Annotated in this window: 17 protein-coding genes and 1 tRNA gene; 7 read left to right on the top strand and 11 right to left on the bottom strand. The window is 66.8% G+C overall.

Features of this window, described 5'->3' with window-relative positions; translation table 11 throughout:
- Nucleotides 1–215 precede the first annotated feature (215 nt).
- Complete coding sequence (locus tag VD997_03830) at nt 216–3023, top strand: immunoglobulin domain-containing protein (GenBank protein HYE61103.1); 2808 nt, start codon at nt 216–218, stop codon at nt 3021–3023.
- A gap of 127 nt (nt 3024–3150) precedes the next feature.
- On the opposite strand, the gene VD997_03835 is transcribed toward VD997_03830, so the two are convergent.
- Entirely contained in the window at nt 3151–3771 is a 621-nt protein-coding gene (locus VD997_03835; protein ID HYE61104.1) for a flavoprotein, read from the bottom strand.
- A gap of 51 nt (nt 3772–3822) precedes the next feature.
- Complete coding sequence (locus VD997_03840; GenBank protein ID HYE61105.1) at nt 3823–4047, bottom strand: DNA-directed RNA polymerase subunit omega; 225 nt, start codon at nt 4045–4047, stop codon at nt 3823–3825.
- Nucleotides 4048–4202: 155 nt separating this feature from the next.
- On the opposite strand from VD997_03840, the gene VD997_03845 reads away from it, so the two are divergent.
- The 3 genes from VD997_03845 to VD997_03855 all read left to right on the top strand — a co-directional run bounded on the left by VD997_03845 (nt 4203) and on the right by VD997_03855 (nt 5519).
- A complete protein-coding gene (locus VD997_03845; protein HYE61106.1) occupies nt 4203–4796 on the top strand; it encodes a DUF3553 domain-containing protein in 594 nt (197 codons plus the stop codon).
- Between the two features lie 191 nt (nt 4797–4987).
- Nucleotides 4988–5275 carry a hypothetical protein gene (locus VD997_03850; GenBank protein HYE61107.1) on the top strand — a complete coding sequence of 96 codons (288 nt, stop codon included), beginning with the start codon at nt 4988–4990 and terminating at the stop codon, nt 5273–5275.
- A 153-nt stretch (nt 5276–5428) separates the two neighbouring features.
- Nucleotides 5429–5519: transfer RNA gene (locus tag VD997_03855), tRNA-Ser, on the top strand.
- 26 nt (nt 5520–5545) lie between these two features.
- Here VD997_03855 and VD997_03860 read toward each other — a convergent pair.
- The 3 genes from VD997_03860 to VD997_03870 form a co-directional block, all read right to left on the bottom strand.
- Nucleotides 5546–6184 (bottom strand): hypothetical protein, encoded by a 639-nt coding sequence (locus tag VD997_03860; protein ID HYE61108.1) that lies wholly within the window; start codon nt 6182–6184, stop codon nt 5546–5548.
- A 289-nt stretch (nt 6185–6473) separates the two neighbouring features.
- A complete protein-coding gene (locus VD997_03865) occupies nt 6474–6959 on the bottom strand; it encodes a GNAT family N-acetyltransferase (protein ID HYE61109.1) in 486 nt (161 codons plus the stop codon).
- Nucleotides 6956–9217, bottom strand: a complete 2262-nt coding sequence (locus tag VD997_03870; GenBank protein HYE61110.1) for a hypothetical protein — start codon at nt 9215–9217, stop codon at nt 6956–6958. The genes VD997_03865 and VD997_03870 overlap by 4 nt, the downstream gene beginning before the upstream one ends.
- A gap of 121 nt (nt 9218–9338) precedes the next feature.
- Here VD997_03870 and VD997_03875 point away from each other — a divergent pair, with 121 nt between their 5' ends.
- A complete protein-coding gene (locus VD997_03875; GenBank protein ID HYE61111.1) occupies nt 9339–11450 on the top strand; it encodes an OPT/YSL family transporter in 2112 nt (703 codons plus the stop codon).
- Nucleotides 11451–11618: 168 nt separating this feature from the next.
- Here VD997_03875 and VD997_03880 read toward each other — a convergent pair whose 3' ends face one another.
- Genes VD997_03880 through VD997_03905 form a run of 6 tightly spaced genes read right to left on the bottom strand, consistent with a single transcriptional unit; the run spans nt 11619 to nt 15642 of the window.
- Nucleotides 11619–12164, bottom strand: coding sequence for a class IV adenylate cyclase (locus VD997_03880; GenBank protein HYE61112.1), 546 nt, complete (start codon nt 12162–12164; stop codon nt 11619–11621).
- Nucleotides 12161–14386, bottom strand: a complete 2226-nt coding sequence (gene ligA / locus VD997_03885; protein HYE61113.1) for an NAD-dependent DNA ligase LigA — start codon at nt 14384–14386, stop codon at nt 12161–12163. The genes VD997_03880 and ligA overlap by 4 nt, the downstream gene beginning before the upstream one ends.
- A 30-nt stretch (nt 14387–14416) precedes the next feature.
- A complete protein-coding gene (locus VD997_03890) occupies nt 14417–14683 on the bottom strand; it encodes a DUF2442 domain-containing protein (protein ID HYE61114.1) in 267 nt (88 codons plus the stop codon).
- 3 nt (nt 14684–14686) lie between these two features.
- Complete coding sequence (locus VD997_03895; GenBank protein ID HYE61115.1) at nt 14687–14947, bottom strand: DUF4160 domain-containing protein; 261 nt, start codon at nt 14945–14947, stop codon at nt 14687–14689.
- A 16-nt stretch (nt 14948–14963) separates the two neighbouring features.
- Nucleotides 14964–15287, bottom strand: a complete 324-nt coding sequence (locus VD997_03900) for a HepT-like ribonuclease domain-containing protein (protein ID HYE61116.1) — start codon at nt 15285–15287, stop codon at nt 14964–14966.
- Between the two features lie 40 nt (nt 15288–15327).
- Entirely contained in the window at nt 15328–15642 is a 315-nt protein-coding gene (locus VD997_03905; protein HYE61117.1) for a nucleotidyltransferase domain-containing protein, read from the bottom strand.
- 70 nt (nt 15643–15712) lie between these two features.
- Between VD997_03905 and VD997_03910 the strand changes: the two genes are divergently transcribed.
- Nucleotides 15713–16624, top strand: a complete 912-nt coding sequence (locus tag VD997_03910; protein ID HYE61118.1) for a bifunctional 5,10-methylenetetrahydrofolate dehydrogenase/5,10-methenyltetrahydrofolate cyclohydrolase — start codon at nt 15713–15715, stop codon at nt 16622–16624.
- 93 nt (nt 16625–16717) lie between these two features.
- Nucleotides 16718–17074, top strand: a complete 357-nt coding sequence (gene tatA, locus VD997_03915; GenBank protein ID HYE61119.1) for a twin-arginine translocase TatA/TatE family subunit — start codon at nt 16718–16720, stop codon at nt 17072–17074.
- Nucleotides 17075–17153: the final 79 nt, after the last annotated feature.

A 17153-nucleotide genomic window follows, 5' to 3' on the forward strand; every position in this document is an offset into this window, starting at 1 on the left:
GAAACAACACTCATTGACCACCCACTCGTTCCGGTGCCACCCCGACTGGGAGCATCATACCACGGTTTCGGCGGTTCTAAACCGCAGGGTGACAACGGACGATGATATTTCCGAGATTTTCACTACAAACAATCTTGAAGACACGGCGACCCGGCTGTATTGTCCACCTCGCGGCGTTTTCCATTGGTTCCCCGGTCCTTCCACGGAGCAGCGTTATGAAGCGTTTCATCACGGTCGGAGCGGTTGTCGCGATGGTGGCGGGTCAGGCGCTGGCACAGCCGGTGATCACCTCGCTGGGCAGCGGCACGCCCAACTCGCTGGGCCAGAACGGGAGCACGCTGTACGTGGGCGGCTCGGGCCTGGGCGGGGGCGGGGCGTCGAGGTGGACGCTGAGCGGCGGATCGCTGAGCGGCGCTTCGGCGACGGGGACGAGTGGCGGCGGGTTCATCTCTGCGGATGGCGCGTTCAGCACGGCGGTGGTGCTGAACAACACCGCTCGCGTGTTCGGCAATACGGCGACGGGTGTGACGCCCACGTTCAGCACCACCCCGACACTGGTTGCGTCCACGACGGACCCGGCGAGCACGGAGTTTGGTGCGGGGCGGTGGAGCTTCGGTGGGGGGTCTCTGCAGCGGCTGGGCGGGCTTCCGATTGTCCCCGAGTTGATGGTGTACGGCTCGGGATCGAGCGGCAGCAGCACGGGTTCGTTCATGACGCCGCACTTCATCTCGAGCACGGGACGGTTCGTGGTCGGGCAGGCGTACATCTCGAGCTACAGCAACTCCAGCGGGAACACGATCTCGGCGTCGACCTTCAACTGGCGGCCGTTTGTGTGGGACGCGCAGGGCGCGGGCGGGGCGGGGTCGTTCACGGTGCTGCCGACACCGATGCGGACCTCGAGCAACACATGGCGGCGGCGCACGGGCACGGCGTACGCGGTGAGCTCGGATGGAACCGTGATCGTGGGTGCGCAGGAGCACAATGTGTCGGCGGCGGGCGCGGTCGATCCGGATGGCGGGCGGCTGGTGGTGTGGCGGTGGGATGGCAGCGCGTACACGATGTCGTACCTGCCCAACGGGGTTGACGCGGGCGGGTTCCCGATCACGTACAGCACGACTGCCGGAACGGTGCTGATGAACAGCGCGGGCACGATCATCGTCGCCAGAGCGGCGGACGCGTCGGGGATGTACCTGGGCCGATGGACGTGGAACAGCGCGACCTCGAGCTGGAGCAGCCCTGAGAACCTGGGGTCGAACCTGACGACGCCGGCGAGCTGGTTGCCCGGGAGCGTCACCTCGTGCGCGATTCCCCCGAACCTGACGCCCACGGGCATGAGCGAGGACGGCCAGACCATTGTCGGGACGGCGGTGTACAGCACGTGCGGCAGCTTTATGTCGGGCGGGTTCATCAAGGTGTTCGACGGGCCAATCCAGGACTGGTACGACTACCTCGTTGCGGCGAGCACCCCGGGGATCACGGAGAACTATGGGCCGATCGGTGACAACGGCGACCCGGCACGCGGCCTGCCGCGGCTGGGCTACCCGACGGCGATCTCGCAGGACGGGAACGCGGTGGCGGGGTTGCAGGGCGGGACGCTGCGGATCCCGGGGGCGACGCCGTGGCTGGTGCAGATGACCGGCGGGACGGCGTGCGTGGCGCCGACGATCACGCAGCAGCCCTCGAACGCGAGCTTCTCACGGTGCTCGGTGGGGAGCACGCTGAACTTCGTGAGCCTGTCGGCGTTCGCGTCGGGCACGGCGCCCTTCACGTACCAGTGGTTCAAGGACGGCGTGGCGATCAATGACGGGACGACGGCGTCGGGCTCCAGCGTGACCGGGGCGACGACGTTCCAGATGAGGATCAATAAGCCGATGCCGGCGGATGCGGGCGCGTACACGTGCGTGATCACGGGCTGCAACGGGCAGACAGCGACCACCGTGGCGGCGACGGTGGCTCCGGACGCGGCGATGCCGACGCCCGCGAACGACACCTGCCAGACGGCGCAGGACATCGGGGAGGGCACGGCCAACTTCAACGTGTGCGGGGCGTACGTGGATGACGGGTTCGCGGCGTGCAGCAACCAGGAGGCCGCGGACGTGTGGTTCCGGTACACGCCGACGTTCACGGGGCCGGCGCGGTTCCAGACGTGCGGCTCGACGTTCGACACGACGGTGCAGGTGTACTCGGACTGCAACGGCAGCCTGCTGGCGTGCAACAACGACGTTGGGCAGCGGGGGCTGGTGGGCGTGAGCTGCAACTCAAATCGCAGCGTGGTGGATCACAGCGTGACGGCGGGGCAAGCGGTGCTGGTGCGGGTGGGCGCGCTGGGAACGCCCTTCACGAACTCGGGCACGAGCGGGGCGCTCACGATCGGCGCGGCGCCGGTGGCGCCGCCGAATGATCAGTGCGAGGGTGCGCTGCCGATCGCGATGGGGACGCACAGCACGCCGAGCGCGTACTTCAACCTGGGCGAGGCGACGGAGGACATGCAGATCGGCGTGGACGTGTGCGGCGGGGGCAGCGCGAGCACCTCGACGCGCGACGTGTACTTCCGGTTGAGCGCGGGGTGCGGCGGGACGTACACGATCGATACGTGCGGCTCGACCATGACCAACCCCATGCTGCACGTGTTCAGCGGGTGCTCCGGCATCCTGCTGGCGTGCCACGACAACGTGGGCTCGGGCGTTTCGGGCTGCACCAGCAACCAGGCCCGGATCGCGGACCTCGTGGTGGGCGGGGATGTGATCATCCGCGTGTCGAGCAGCGGGGCGTCGGCTCCGAACAGCGGCGCGTTCCAGCTGAACATCACGGGGACGCCGACGGCGTGCTGCGGGCCGCAGGACTTCAACGGCGACGGCGACAGCGGGACGGACCAGGACATCGAGGCGTTCTTCGCGTGCCTGGGCGGAACGTGCTGCCAGGCGTGCTGGCCGGCGGGCGCCGACTTCAACGGCGACGGTGACACCGGGACCGACCAGGACATCGAGGCGTTCTTCCGCGTGCTTGGCGGCGGGACCTGCTGAACCACAACACCTCTACTGAACACAACCAATCCCCCTGAGCCCGGGTCGTCCGCTTCACGGCGGATGGCCCGGCTCTCATTTTTGGGAGCCTCTTGTTTGGTTTGGGCGATCAGGCGCGTAGTCGGGATCAGGCGCGGAGCGTCTGCGCGACGACGCGGAGGATCTCTTCGGGCTCGGTCATGCGGCCTTCGCCGACGGTGCGGCAGGCCTGCCAGCCGGTGCCGGGGCCGATGGTCTTGAAGCCGTCGGCGAGGAGGGTGGCGAGGTTGCGCTGGGTGGAGGGCTGGCCCCACATGGCGGCGTTCATGGCGGGGGCGAGGAGGACAGGGGTCTTGGCGCGGTCGACTGCGGAGATGATGAGGGTGACGACGTCGTCGGTGAGGCCGTGGGCGAGGCGGGCCATGCAGTCCATGGTGCAGGGGGCGACGAGGACGAGGTCGGCGTCGCGGGCGAGGGAGACGTGCTGGGGGTCCTTGCTCTCGATGTGGTCCCAGGCGCTGGTGTAGACGGGGTTGGCGGAGAGGGCCTGGAAGGTGAGGGGGGTGACGAAGCGGGTGGCGCTCTCTGTCATGGCGACGTGCACGTTGGCGCCGGCCTGGGCGAGGCGGCTGACGATGGTGCAGGTCTTGTAGGCGGCGATGCCGCCGGTGAGGCAGACGAGGATGCGCTTGCCGCGGGCGGGCTCGAGCAGGCGCATGTCAAAGGCCCCGGGCTGCGGTGCTCCGGGGGTGGGTGCGGCGTCGGTCATGGGTCACTGTTTGCTGAGCACCGAGATGAGGACATCTCGGTGGCACGCCGATCAGGTGTTGCTGGTGTGGTCCAGCTGGGCGGCGTCGAAGTCGAGGGTGATCTTGTCCTGCAGGATCTCCTCGATGGCGAGCTCCAGGTCGCTGCGGCCGTCGCGGGGGACGAGCGGGCGGGCGCCCTCCATGAGCTGGACCAGGCGGCGCTGGATCAGCGAGCAGAGCTTGAAGCGGCCCCCGACCTTGTTGACGATCTCGTCGCTCTTGAGTGCCTCAATCATGATCTGGGCCAAACTCCTCACCGGCCCGCCCCCCCTGGAAAGGGGCGACGAGCCCGGCACTTGTGCGGCCGTGATGCTATTCTCATCAGACCCGCGGGACAATCCTGACGTTCTCTGCTCTGTGCGGGCATCTTAGACCGGGCCAGACCCCTCCCATGTCCTTCTCCAAAGGCGATCGTGTCGTGCATGCCGGCAGGCCCGAGTGGGGCGCCGGGGCGGTGCTGTCGGCGGAGAGCTACCTGCATGAGGGCAAGCCTGCCCAGCGGCTGAGCATCCGGTTCGACCGGGCGGGTACGAAGTCGATCTCGACGGCGTTTGCGGATCTGCGGCCGGCCTCGGACATGCCCCGGCTGCTGGAATCACCGGAGGAAGAGCCGGACCCGATCGCGCAGGCGGCCCTGAACGCGAATGTCGAGGAGCTGATGACGCGCCTGCCGGACCGGGCGACGGACCCGTTCTCCAGTCTGCGGTCGCGGCTGACGGCGACGCTGGACCTGTACCGGTTTACGGAGTCTGGGGGGGCGCTGCTGGACTGGGCGGCGATTCAGACGGGGCTGAAGGATCCGCTGTCGCGGTTCAACCGGCACGAGCTGGAGCAGTGGTTCGTCAAGTTCAAGATTGAACTGGACAACCACCTCAGGAAGCTGCTGCGGGATGTGCGGAAGCAGGAGCCCGCGACGATCGATGCGGTGCTGGCGACGACGAACCCCGCGGGGAAGGCGGCGGTGCGGCGGGTGGAGATGCGGTAGGCGCGGGGCGCTTCCATTCCCCATTCAAACCCGGGCGGGTCTGTCCCGGCGAATCCGGCGGTTCCGTCTGTGACGGGCGGCGGCTGCTGTTCCCCGGCTTCAAGTTCTTCAAGGGCTGGCTTCCCGCTCAAGTGCGGGCATGTTCATCCACGTCAGCCGACCACAACACAAGACTTGAAAAGGAGAGAGGGATGAACGAGCAGGACTTCCAGCAGAAGCTTGGCGACCTCATCAGCCAGATCAGCAACCTGCCCGAGTCTGAGCGGGGCCCGATCGAGCAGCTAGCCGCGGAAACCCGCACCCGCCATGATCAGATGAAGAAGACGGTGGCCGACCTGCAGGAGTCGCTGGATTACCTGCGACTGAGCATCAAGTACCTGGTGTTCGATCTGGAAGCGACGCGGCGGGAGAACGAGTTTCTCCGCAAGCTGATCGACACCCAGACCGGCGGGGGCGGCGAGGAGCACGAGGCCGAGTAAGGCCGGGAAGAGACCGAGAGACTGAACCTTCCAGCGAGATTCACACACTCGCAGACACGCACCAGAGAACCGGGGCTTTGCGGCCCCGGTTTTCTGTTGGGGACGCCCGGGGGGTGGGTACGGGGCTATATTTCCGCCCAACGACTGATCGCCGGAGAGGTGGCCGAGAGGCTGAAGGCGACGGTTTGCTAAACCGTTATACGGACCAAAATCCGTATCGGGGGTTCGAATCCCCCCCTCTCCGCTTTTTTCCGCTTTGGGCGACCCGGGCTAAGGCTGCCCGGACATGAGTCGCTCTTCAGAGGCGATGCCTTCGCTGAGGGCGCTCGAGAGCAAGCGGATGATCCTCATCTTGGGGTCGGACTGGGGCATGCGGGGCACAAGCCGCGAAGATCGCCACGTACCAAAGTGGATCGGGGCCGAACTCCTCGTCTGGGCAAACAGGAAATTCAAAGCTCCGAGCACGCGGTCGCTCATTCTCCAGAGCGAAGCTCGCACGTCGTCGTCAACCGCGGGCAGCGCCTCCAGGAGCACCCTCGCGGTGGGATCGCCCCGTATTTCGAAGACGCAGTGTTTCGCGGCGTTCGACTTCTTGACCGCCTCTCCTCCGTAAAGAGTCGCGAAGAACACACAGGTCATGTCGATCGAGACGAACCCGAAGAACTTGGACTTCTCGATCTGGTGAGACGCGTCGCTGTAGGCGCGATCGAGCTTCTGCGGCACCTGCACACGTTTGCAGGCAACCACGAATGTCATTCCACCGAAGCGACACTTCAAGTCCGGCTCAGCGGGGCGGACGTCAATACCCGCATGATGGAGAGATGCCGCGGTGACCAACTCGAACTGCGCGTTCCGAGCATCGCTCGTTGCCGGTGTTTCATCGATGAGTTCAAGTGCTCCCGAGTACATCCTCTTGAAGGTGGGCCACCACCCCCGAGGATTTGACCGTAGCAGTGGAATGATGGGGGCGAGCTGACGGATGTCATTGATGCACGCGTGGCCCGTCAGTACATCGGGTTCATGGTCGGCCTTGGCATTGCGAAGGATGTCAGGCTATCGCGATGCCACCTTGACAACCTGAAGCAGCCGACAACCAGGCGGAATCGAGTAACCGACCTCTTCAAGGCCCGTGTTGAATGCGCGAGCAAGAGCACGGTACTGGAACGGGTCAATCCAGTTGATCCCCACGATCCACCTCTCAAGACAAGAGCTTCAACTCGAACCAGAGGGTGTCGTCCATGGGGTCGTCGTTGTAGCGCTCGCACTCCGTGAAGCCCAGGGAGCGGTAGAGGGTGATGGCGGGGTGCATGTCGCTGGAGGTGTCGAGCTTCATGGTGGTGTAGCCGGCGGCGCGGGCTTCGGTGAGGAGCAGGTCGCAGAGGCTGCGGGCGAGGCCGGCGCGGCGGTGCTGCGGGCGGACATAGAGGCGCTTCATCTCGCAGGTGTTGGCGGCGTTCACCTGTTGCGAGATGTCGCGGAGGGCGATGCAGCCGGCGGGCTGGTTGGCGTCGTCGTAGGCGATGAAGAGGCGGCCGGCGGGCCTCGCGTAGCGGCCGGGGAGGGTGGCGAGTTCGTGCTCGAAGCCCTGGAAGCAGAGGGAGAAGGGGAGGCTGGCGGCGTACTCGCGGAAGAGGAGCGCGGCGTCGGCGAGCGCGGGGCCGGACTCGGCTTCCACGATCCTCATCGGGCGCCGGCTCCGGCGGTCTCGGGCTTGGGTGCTTCCTTGTCGGCCTTCTTCGCGGGGGCCGCGGCTTCGGCCTTGTCCTCGTCCGCGTCGTCCTTCTTCGGCTCGGGCTGGGGGAGGGAGGCGCGCCACTCCTGGTCGAGCTGTGCGAAGGGACGGCCGAGGACTTCGCGGGTGGCTTCGTCGAGGGTCTTGCCGTTGGCCATGGAGGTGAGCCACGCGACGCGCTTGTCGCGGCCCCAGCGGTCGCTGATGTAGCCGAGCATGTGGTGGCCCTGCTGGTAGACGTACATCTGGTACTGGGGCTTCACGGTTTCGAAGTCGGCGAGCTCATCCCAGGGGGCGAGCTTGCCGGCCTTGGCCTGGCGCTCGATGAACTGGCCGCCCTTGCCCGAGTACTTCTCGGCGGCGAGGTCGGCGACGCCCTCGAGGATCCACCACGGCATGTTGTTGGCCTTGGGGCCGAGCTCGAAGGTGGCGCAGTGGCCGTACTCGTGGGCGATGACGTTGCGGAGGCCGCCGGAGCGGCTGCCGGGGCGGACCAGGAGCTTGATGGGCTCGTTGGGCTCGTTCCAGCCGCCCAGGCCGTTCTCGTACGAGAGGCAGATGGAGAGCTGGAGGTGCTTCATGGAGGCGTAGAGCTTGATCTTCTGGGTGCGGTTGGGGAGGTCCTTGCCGCGCATGTTGAAGCCGGTCTCGACGTGCTCGCGGACAAGAGCGAAGCCCTTGAGGGCTTCTTCGCCGGACTGGTCGAGGCCGTCGTCGTACATGACGACGGCGCCGGGGGCGACCTTGCGCTGCCAGACCTCACCGGCGTAGAGCCAGACGGGCTTGCCGTCGCGGTCCTCGCGGATGAAGCGGGCGTCGAAGGAGACGGTGCGCTGGTTCTTGTCCGCGGCCATCTTCCAGGTCCAGGTGAGCTTGGCTTCGGCGACGTCGCCACGGAGGGTGAGGTCGCTGAAGGTGAGCTCGATCTCGTGGGCGGGCTTCTTGGAGGCGTCGTTGGCGAAGTACTTCTGCTCGTAGACGAACTCGCGGTCGCCCTCGTAGATGTTCTTCATGTAGGCCGCGGCGTCGCCCTTGAGGCAGGCCTGCTCCATGGCGGCGAGGGTGGCGTCGATACCTTCCTCGGCGGCGGCGATCTCGTCGTCGGTGGGGTCGGGGTGGGGCAGGGTGCCGCGCCACTCGCGGTCGAGGTCGGCGAAGCAGAGGCCCATGACGTCGATGGTGGCCTGGTCGAGTGACTTGCCCGCGCCCATGGCCTTGAGCCAGCGGGTGCGGCCTTCGCGCCCCCACTTCTCGCTGATGTAGCCGAGCATGTGGTGGCCCTGGGTGTAGGCCATGCGCTTCACGGGCTGCGCGGCATTGTCGTAGCTGGCGATCTCGTCCCACTTGACGAGGGTGCCGTTGGCGGCCATGCGGCGGATCTGACGCTCGAGGGCTTCGCGCTTGCGGGGGATGAGGTCCTCGGCGGCGAGCTCGGCGACGCCCTCGCTGACCCACCAGGGAGCGTGCTTCATGCCGGGGCCGTACTCCCAGGTGGCGACGTGCCCGTACTCGTGGCCGTAGGCGGCGGTCCAGCCCTTCACGTCGCGGGCGTAGTTGTGCATGAACTTGATGGACTCGCCGGGCTCGTTCCAGCCCATGAGGATGGGGTCGGGCTGGTTGAGGTAGACGGTGGCCTTGAGGTGGTCCATGCTCGTGAAGAGTTTTATCTGCTGGAAGCCGGGGTTCACGTTGAAGCCCTGGTTCACGTGCTCACGGGCGGGGGGGAAGGCTTCAAGGGAGAGGCGGGCGGCGTGCTCGTCGCCCTTCCAGTAGAGGACGCGGAAGTTGTCACCCTTGAGCTCCTGCCAGTCTTCGCCGGCGTAGAGGAGCTTGCCGTTCTTCTTGGTGAAGCGGGCGGGCCAGGAGGCCTGCGTGCCCTTGGTGGCCGCGCCGACGTTGCTGGTGTAGTTGATGACGAGGTCGGCGGTGAGGGCGTCATCGGTGACCGTGGGGCCGCCCTTGGTGGAGAAGCGCACGTCCTTGACGCCGTTCTTGACGAGGTCGTCGCACCAGGCGGACTGCTCCTGCTTGAAGAACGGGTCGGAAAGGTCAAGGCAGGCGAGGAAGCCTTCCTTGTCGGCCTTCTGGGCCGCGGCGGTCATGCGCTCCAGGAGCTTGTTCAGCGCCCCGGCGTCTCCCTGGGCCAGGCAGGTCGCGGCTGTGAGGAGGAGGGCGAGGAGGAAGGCGGTGCGGGGGAGGGCGGTGCGCATGGAGGGATGGTAGAGGAAATGGGACCTATGGGACAGATGAGACTGAGGGGTCGGATGGGACAGGCGGAGGAAGAGGGATGGGGGAGGCGCGCGAGCGGGGTTGGTGGTAAGGTTCCCGCCTATGGCGCTTCAGCACCTTACCGACGAGCAGGTTCGTACGTGGTCACTCGAGCAGAAGGACCGCTGGTGGCTGGCAAACGTGTACCGCGGGGACATGCCGCAGCTGACGTTCCGCTCGGCCCTCACGGGGTTCATCCTGGGCGGGCTGCTCTCGGCGACGAACCTGTACGTGGGCGCAAAGACGGGGTGGACGCTGGGCGTGGGGCTCACGAGCGTCATCCTCGCGTTCGCGATGTTCAAGATCCTGAGCCGGATGGGGGCACGGGACTTCACCATCCTTGAGAACAACGCGATGCAGAGCATCGCGACCAGCGCGGGGTACATGACCAGCCCGCTGGTCGCGGGGTTCGCGGCCTACATGTGGATCGAGAACCGCATCGTTGACGGATGGCACATCTTCTGGTTCATGGTGGTGCTGAGCGTGCTGGGCGTGCTGGTTGCGTTCCCGCTCAAGCGGCGGTTCATCAATGACGAGCAGCAGCCATTCCCCGAGGGGCGTGCGTGCGGCGTGGTGCTCGACACGCTGTACACGTCGGATGCCCGGTCGGGGCTGTTTCAAGCGAAGGTGCTGGCGATGGCGGCGGGTTTCGCGGGGCTGATCTCGTTCATTGCGGGCGAGGCGTACCTCAAGGCGATCCATGGGCTCATCCTGATGCTGCGCACCGGGCAGTCTTGGGCCGACACGCTGGCCGCGAACAAGGACAAGCTCAACGCGACGTGGCACCTCCCCCACTCGCTGGACGGGTGGTACTACTCGCTGGCGGCGAAGATGGGGTGGCCGACGCCGAAGCTGGCGGGGGTGGAACTGCGGCAGCTGGGGGTGAGCCCGGCGCTGGACCTGGCGATGGTGGGCGCGGGCGGGCTGATGGGGGCGCGGCCAGCGCTGAACATGCTGCTAGGGATGGCGATCAACTTCCTGATCATCGTGCCGTGGATGATCCATGAGGGTGAGATTCTTCCCCGCACCGCCGAGATGCTGGCCGCGAATCCGAAGCTCAAGCCAATTGACCGCGTGTGGATCCTGAACAGCTGGGCGCTGTGGTGGGGTGTGTCGATCATGGTGGTGGCGTCGCTGGTGGCGATGTTCGCCAAGCCGAAGCTGCTGATCTCGGCGTTCACGGGCATTTTCAAGAAGCGCGCGGCGTCGGCGGATGTGCTGGGGCACATCGAGCTGCCCACCTGGGTCAGCTTCGTCGGCGTGCCGATCTTCGGCGCGATCGGCGTATGGATGGCTCACGACTGGTTCGGCGTGGACTGGTACCTGGGGGCGCTCGCGATCCCGCTGATCATCGTGCTGACGCTGATCGCGGTGAACTCCACCGCGCTGACGGGGATCACGCCCACGGGGTCGCTGTCGAAGATCCCGCAGTTCATTTTCGGGGTGATGCGTCCCAAGCACCCGGCGACGAACCTGATGACGGCCGTGATGTGCGTGGAGGTGGCGGGCAACGCGTCGAACCTGCTGATGGACATCAAGCCGGGTTACATGCTGGGGGCCAAGCCGCGCCAGCAGGCGATCGGCCACTGCATCGGGATCATCGCTGGCGCGCTCGCGGCGGTGCCGCTGTTCCACCTGCTGTTCCTGTCGGAGTTCAAGCCGGGCGACCCGGGCGAGGCGGGGAACCTGCGCGAGGTGATGGTGAGCGATCAGTTCGGCTTCCCCTCCGCGTTCCAGTGGTTCGGCATCTCCGAGCTGATTTCGAACGGGTTCGGGAGCCTGAAGCCGTCGATCCAGTGGTCGATGGGGATCGCCGCGGCGGCGGGGCTGGTGTTCGAGGTTGCGCGCATCCTGACCCGCAACAAGTTCCCGCTGTCGCCCCTGGCGATCGGGCTGGGCGTGGTGGTGCCGCCGGAATCGACCATCGCGATGTGCTTCGGCGCCCTGCTGTTCTGGGGCATGGGCAAGCTGTACGCGGGCAAGGGCGCGGTCGGCGCCGGGGCCGAGCACGGCGGGGTCGCGGGCGAGCTGGGCACACCGGTCAATGCGAAGCCGCTATCGATCGGGCACCGGATCTGGATCGGTGCACAGGAGCCCATCTGTGCGGGCCTCATCGCGGGCGCGGCGCTGGTGGGGATCGGGGACATCCTGGTGCGGGTGTTCGTGCTGAAGTGATCGGAAGTAAGTTCAGCGCGGAGGAGGTTGAACGCGAAGGTCGCGAAGCGGGGACGAAGACGCGAAGAGGAGTGGGTGATCAGGCTCAGGCAGGATCAGCGCTCTCCCACTTCCGCTCTTCTTCGCGCCTTCGTTCTTCCTTCGCGCTCTTCGCGTTCAAGAGACCCCTCACTGCGTTCGGGGCTCGTTGCGAACGCTTTGCGTGTTGTCCTGGTCTCTGGCGAGGAGGTCGGAGTAGCCGCAGGCGATGAGCTCGCCGAGGACGGGGGCGAACTTCTCGCGGAGGGTCTGCACCTGGCGGGTGCAGGCTTCGATGTCGTGGACGCGGGAGACGAGGGCCTCGAACTCGAGAAACGTGCCGAGGCCTTCGACGGTGTCGAGGTGGATGCGGGCGTTGGCGTGCATGTAGAGCTCGCGGGTCTTTTTGACGACGACCCAGACGGGCAGCGGCTCGCGCCCGAAGCGCTCGAGGGCCTGCTCCTCGCTGTAGATGACGAACTGGCTGAGCTTGGCGGTGGGCTTGTGCGGGCGCTCGTAGAAAATGTACTCGACGGGCTCGCCGGTGGTCTCTCGCTTCTTGAGCTTGCCGCTGGGGACGCGGTAGTAGGTGTCGGTCTGGTCGAAGGAGAGGATGAAGGTGGCGCCCACGGCCTTGGCGATGAGGCGGGCGAGGGGCAGGTCGCGCAGCTCGGCCTTGAGCTCGACGTTGTTCATTCGCCCGACTCCTTGAGGGCATTGAGCAGGCGCTGCTCGTCCCAGACTTCGATGTTCAGCTCGCGGGCCTTGTCGAGCTTGGAGCCGGCGTCGGAGCCAGCGATGACGAGGGAGGTCTTCTTGGAGACCGAGCCGCTGACCTTGGCGCCGAGCGATTCGAGCTTTTCGGCGAGCTGGGTGCGCTCGAAGTTCTCGAGGGCGCCGGTGAGGACGATGGTCTTGCCCGCGAAGGGGCCGGTGGCGGGTTTGGCGGCCTTCGCGGGGTCGATGTAGTCCTTGGAGGTGAGGTCGACGCCGGCGTTCGCGAGGTCTTCGAAGGTGCGGCGGGCGGCCTTGCTGTGCAGGTAGGCGTGCACGACGGGGGCGGTGTCCTTGCCCAGGCCGGTCTCGGGCCGCTGCGCGGGGTCCTCGGGGAAGCCGAGCTCGCGGGCCTCGTCCTTGCTGAGGGACTTGGGGCGGAGCTCGCGTTCGTCGGCGGCGAGGAGGGCGTGAATGTCCTTGAAGCGGCGGGCGAGCATTTTGGCGGTGACGTCGCCGACGTGGCGGATGCCCATGCCCGCGAGGACGCGGGAGAGGCCGCGGGACTTGGCGGATTGGATGCCGGCAAGGAGGTTGTCGACCTTCTTCTCGCCCATGCGGTCGATCTGGAGGAGTTCGTCACGGTGTTCGCTGAGGCGGAAGACGTCGGCGAAAGTGTTGAGCGGGATCTGTGATTCGGTGCGGATCTGCTCGATGGTTTTTTCGCCCAGGCCCTCGATGTCCATCTGCTTGCGGCCGGCGAACCAGACGAGGCGCTCGAAGACCTGGGCGGGGCACTCGGGGTTGACGCAGCGGCGGGCGGTCTCGAGGCTGGGAGTCTGCTCCGCTTCGGGTGGTTCGACCTCGACCGGGCCGGCGCACTCGGGGCACTTGTCCGGGGCGATGATGGGCTCGGCGTTGCGCGGGCGCTCCTTCAGCACCACCCCCACCACCTGCGGAATGATCTCGCCGGCCTTTTCGACGTAGACGGTGTCGCCGATGCGTATGTCGGTGCGGTCGCGCTCGGTCTCGGTGGCTGCGTCGCGGATGCGGCCGTAGTTGTGGAGCGTGGCGTGCTGGACCTTGGTGCCGGCGAGGACGACGGGCTCCATGACGGCGCGGGGCGTGATCTTGCCGGTCTTGCCGACCTGGTGCTCGACGCGGAGGAGCTTGGTCGTCTTTCGCTCGGCGGGGTACTTGTAGGCGATCACCCAGCGGGGGCTCTTGGCGGTGGTGCCGAGGCGCTGCTGAAGGTCGTAGCGGTCGAGGCGGACGACCATGCCGTCGGTGGCGAAGTCGAGGTTGTGGCGGAGATCGTCGAAGCGGTTGATGGCGACCACGGCCGCGTCGATGGTCTCGCAGGGGATGGTGCCGCTGACGGCGACGCCCATTTGTTTGATCTTGGTCAGGAAGTCCGTATGGGAGGCGGCGAAGTCTTCGTCACTGATCACGCCGCGGCCGTGGGCGAGGAAGGCGAGGCGGCGGGCGGCGATGAGCCTTGCGTCGAGGTTCTTCATGGTGCCGGCGGCGGCGTTGCGGGGGTTCATGTAGAGCTCGAGGCCCTCCTGCTCGCGCTCGGCGTTGATGCGGTTGAACTCCTTGAGGGGGAGGTAGACCTCGCCGCGGACTTCGAGGATGTCGGGGGCGTCGCCCTCGAGGCGGAGGGGGATGGTGCGGATGGTGCGGGCGCCGTGAGTGACGTCGTCGCCGCGGACGCCGTCGCCGCGGGTGAGGGCGCGGACGAGGCGGCCTTGCTCGTAGCGGAGGGAGAGGGCGAGGCCGTCGATCTTGGGGTCGCAGGCGAGCGTTGGGAGGTTCTTCGTTTCGGCAGAGTCGAAAAGGGACGAGCCGCCGCGGAGCGGCGGGGTACCCAGGTCGAGGGCGCGGAGGACGCGGTCGTACCACTCGCGAAGCGTGGCCTCCTCGTAGGTGTTGTCGATCGAGAGCATGGGGAGGGCATGGGCGAAGGTCTCGAAGCCCTCGATGGGCTCGCCACCGACGCGGTGGGTGGGGCTCTCGGGGTCGTCGAGCTCGGGGTGCTCCTGCTCGAGCTTTGAGAGCTCGGCGAGCTGGCGGTCGAACTCGGCGTCCGACATGATCGGGGCGCTGTCGACGTAGTACGCGCGGTTGGCGCGGACGAGAAGGTCGCGGAGGTCCTTGACGCGCGCGGCGACCTTGTCCATGTGCTGGGTCTGCTTGGTCACGGGAGCATGGTAACGGGTACGCGGTGCCGGCTAGGCCGCGCTGGTGCCCTGTTTGAGCAGCTTGCCTGCTTTGAAGAGCACGTCGGGGCTCAGGTCGGCGCCGGTGCTCCAGCAGATCGTGCCGATGTCGGGGTTCACGGTCGCCGAAGCGACGAACTCGGGACGGTGCAGATCCTTGAACACGCCCTCAGGGCGGGCCAGCAGCGCGATATCAACGCGGCGCTCGGAGCCGTCCGCGAAGGTCAGGTCCAGGCAGGTGCCGCCGGCGGGCCGCACGCTCACGACGTCTGGTGCCATGCTTTATTCTAGGAGCGCGATGGGGAGCAGGGGCTGCTGCGCACGGGCCAGGTCCCAATCCCGTCGCAGTTCATCGAGGTGCATGGTCGCCCATTCGACCACTAGCGCTCGCACCCGCGGCGGCACCGACCCTTCGATGATGCGGAGGTCGTCGATGGCGAACTTCGCCTTCGCGCCGGCGTAGCGCACGTGGAAGTGCGGCGGCGGGTGGTCGTTGTGGTAGATGGTGATCACGATCCCGTAGAACCGGCTGATTTCTGGCATGTGCCTCCGGGATGTTTCAGGTCGACTTGGGCCAGGGGAGCTTGTCTACGTTGGCCTCGAGTTCCTGGAGCATGGTTCCGAAGTGCACGCGCAAAACGCGCCAGAGCTTTGCGGGCATCAGCTGGTCGTACTCGTGTGAGAGGATGTTGCGCATCCCCACGACTTGATTCCATGGGATCGATGGGAAGACAGAGCGGGACTCGTCACTGACGCGTGCCGCGGCTTCACCCACAGCTTGAATGTACCAGGCCGCGGAGGTCTGAAAGAGCCTGCGCGACAGGAACTGCTCTTCGGTCACAGGCGCAAACTCGGCGATCGCCTCGTGTATGAGGGCGATCATGTGATCGACACGCACTCGGTCCTGTGGTCCGGGGATTCGCTTAGGCCGCATAGCCGATGACCGATGAGCTCATGATCCGCCGCAGGTTCTCGGGGCTGAACATCTCGCTGACCTTGAGATCGACCTCGCGGCTGAACAACTCGCTGAGTTCCTGCTGCATTCCGCCGAGTTCCAAGAGGTCGGGGTCTACTCCAGGCTCGAACTCGACCAGGAGGTCGAGGTCGCTCTCGGGGGTGAGTTCACCACGGACGGCGGAGCCGAATACTCGCACTGTGCGCACGCGGTGGCGGCGGCAGAACGCCGCGAGAGCAGCGCCGTCGACGGGGACCAGTCCGGGAAGGGCGGGTGCGACCATGCTCGGTCATTGTATCGTCAACCGAGACCCAGCCGGTGCAACCGGCGGACCTGAAGCTCTACCATTGTGCATGCCCGCCCGCACCATTGACGGCGTCCAGCTGAGTAATGCCTTCCGCGACCAGATCAAGGCGCGGGTGCAGAGCGTGCGCGCGGTGGGTGGGCATGTGCGGCTGGATGCGGTGCTGGTGGAGTCGGGGGATAACGGGGCGCGGGTGTACGCGGAGAACCAGGCGAAGACGTGCACCGCGATGGGCATCGAGTACAAGCTGCACCGCCTGCCGCAGGGGGCGCAGTACGACGACATCGCGGGGCGCATCCTGCTGCTGTCGACCGATGACTCGGTGTCGGCGATGATGCTGCACCTGCCGCTGCCGGATGGGGTGGACACGCACCGCATCCAGGGGCTGATCCACCACGAGAAGGACGTCGAGGGCGTGAACCCGGCGAACATCGGGAACATCGTGTACGGGCGGAGCTCGCTGGCGCCGTGCACGGCCCTGGGCGTCGTCAAGATGCTCGAGCATGTATATGGGGTGGACGGGAAGACGCCGTTCCTGAAGGGGAAGCTGGCGGTCGTGGTCGGGGCGGGGGATGTGGTGGGCAAGCCGATCGCGGTGCTGCTGATGCGGCAGGAGGCGACGGTGATCTCGTGCAACAAGCACACGCCGATGCTGCCGGACCTGACGCGGCAGGCGGACGTGCTAGTGGCGGCCGCGGGGGTGCCGGGTTTGATCAACGCGGAGATGGTGAAGCCGGGGGCGGTGGTGATCGACGTGGGGGTGAACCGCGTGCCCGGCGAGGGTGGGAAGACGAGGACGGTGGGTGATGTGCTGTTTGACGAGGTTTCGCAGGTCGCGGGGCACCTCAGCCCGGTGCCGGGGGGTGTGGGGCCGGTGACGGTGGCGATGCTGCTCCTGAACGTGGTGGAGGCGGCGGAGCGGCGGGTGGGGAGGCGTGCGGCTCCGGCGCCGGTGCTCTAGGAGGGGCAATCGCGACGGGTTATGAGCGTTGGCTCATCAGGTGCATACGATTCGGCCCACACGGCCATGATGGCCGGATTCCTGGAGTTCCCGATGAACACCCTCGCCTTCTTCCCACAGTTCAGCGGCTGGGAGCTGCTGATCATCGCGGGCATCGCCCTGCTGATTTTCGGCAAGCGCCTGCCCGAGGTTGGCCGCAGCCTGGGCAAGGGGATTGTCGAGTTCAAGAAGGGGCTGAAGGGGGTCGAGGAAGAGATCGACAACCCCAGGCGTGACGAGCGGCGGTACGACGAGCGTCGTTACGACGACCGGCGCGACCTGCCGCCGGCGGAGCGGCAGCCGCTGCCGCAGGGCGCGGCGTACGACGATCGGCGGGTGTCGCGGGAGCGGTACGAGCAGCCGGTGGCTGAGCGGCCGGCGACGGAGCCGCCGGCGGATGACCGGCGGTAAGGCGATGTTCCCGAGTTGATGATGATGACGCTCGCCGCGGGGGCGGGCGTTTTTCATTTGCGGCGCGGTATCGTGTGCG

The sequence above is a fragment of the Phycisphaerales bacterium genome, from assembly GCA_035627955.1.
Lineage (GTDB): Bacteria > Planctomycetota > Phycisphaerae > Phycisphaerales > UBA1924 > JAEYTB01.

Excerpts from the sequence above, each read along its gene's own strand:
- VD997_03870 (HYE61110.1), bottom strand. The coding sequence starts at position 9,217 with ATGCGCACCGCCCTCCCCCGCACCGCCTTCCTCCTCGCCCTCCTCCTC.
- VD997_03840 (HYE61105.1), bottom strand. The coding sequence starts at position 4,047 with ATGATTGAGGCACTCAAGAGCGACGAGATCGTCAACAAGGTCGGGGGC.
- VD997_03905 (HYE61117.1), bottom strand. The coding sequence starts at position 15,642 with ATGGTCGCACCCGCCCTTCCCGGACTGGTCCCCGTCGACGGCGCTGCT.
- VD997_03910 (HYE61118.1), top strand. The coding sequence starts at position 15,713 with ATGCCCGCCCGCACCATTGACGGCGTCCAGCTGAGTAATGCCTTCCGC.
- VD997_03865 (HYE61109.1), bottom strand. The coding sequence starts at position 6,959 with ATGAGGATCGTGGAAGCCGAGTCCGGCCCCGCGCTCGCCGACGCCGCG.
- VD997_03835 (HYE61104.1), bottom strand. The coding sequence starts at position 3,771 with ATGACCGACGCCGCACCCACCCCCGGAGCACCGCAGCCCGGGGCCTTT.
- tatA (HYE61119.1), top strand. The coding sequence starts at position 16,718 with ATGAACACCCTCGCCTTCTTCCCACAGTTCAGCGGCTGGGAGCTGCTG.
- VD997_03830 (HYE61103.1), top strand. The coding sequence starts at position 216 with ATGAAGCGTTTCATCACGGTCGGAGCGGTTGTCGCGATGGTGGCGGGT.
- VD997_03875 (HYE61111.1), top strand. The coding sequence starts at position 9,339 with ATGGCGCTTCAGCACCTTACCGACGAGCAGGTTCGTACGTGGTCACTC.
- VD997_03895 (HYE61115.1), bottom strand. The coding sequence starts at position 14,947 with ATGCCAGAAATCAGCCGGTTCTACGGGATCGTGATCACCATCTACCAC.
- VD997_03900 (HYE61116.1), bottom strand. The coding sequence starts at position 15,287 with ATGATCGCCCTCATACACGAGGCGATCGCCGAGTTTGCGCCTGTGACC.
- VD997_03880 (HYE61112.1), bottom strand. The coding sequence starts at position 12,164 with ATGAACAACGTCGAGCTCAAGGCCGAGCTGCGCGACCTGCCCCTCGCC.
- VD997_03850 (HYE61107.1), top strand. The coding sequence starts at position 4,988 with ATGAACGAGCAGGACTTCCAGCAGAAGCTTGGCGACCTCATCAGCCAG.
- VD997_03860 (HYE61108.1), bottom strand. The coding sequence starts at position 6,184 with ATGTACTCGGGAGCACTTGAACTCATCGATGAAACACCGGCAACGAGC.
- VD997_03845 (HYE61106.1), top strand. The coding sequence starts at position 4,203 with ATGTCCTTCTCCAAAGGCGATCGTGTCGTGCATGCCGGCAGGCCCGAG.
- VD997_03890 (HYE61114.1), bottom strand. The coding sequence starts at position 14,683 with ATGGCACCAGACGTCGTGAGCGTGCGGCCCGCCGGCGGCACCTGCCTG.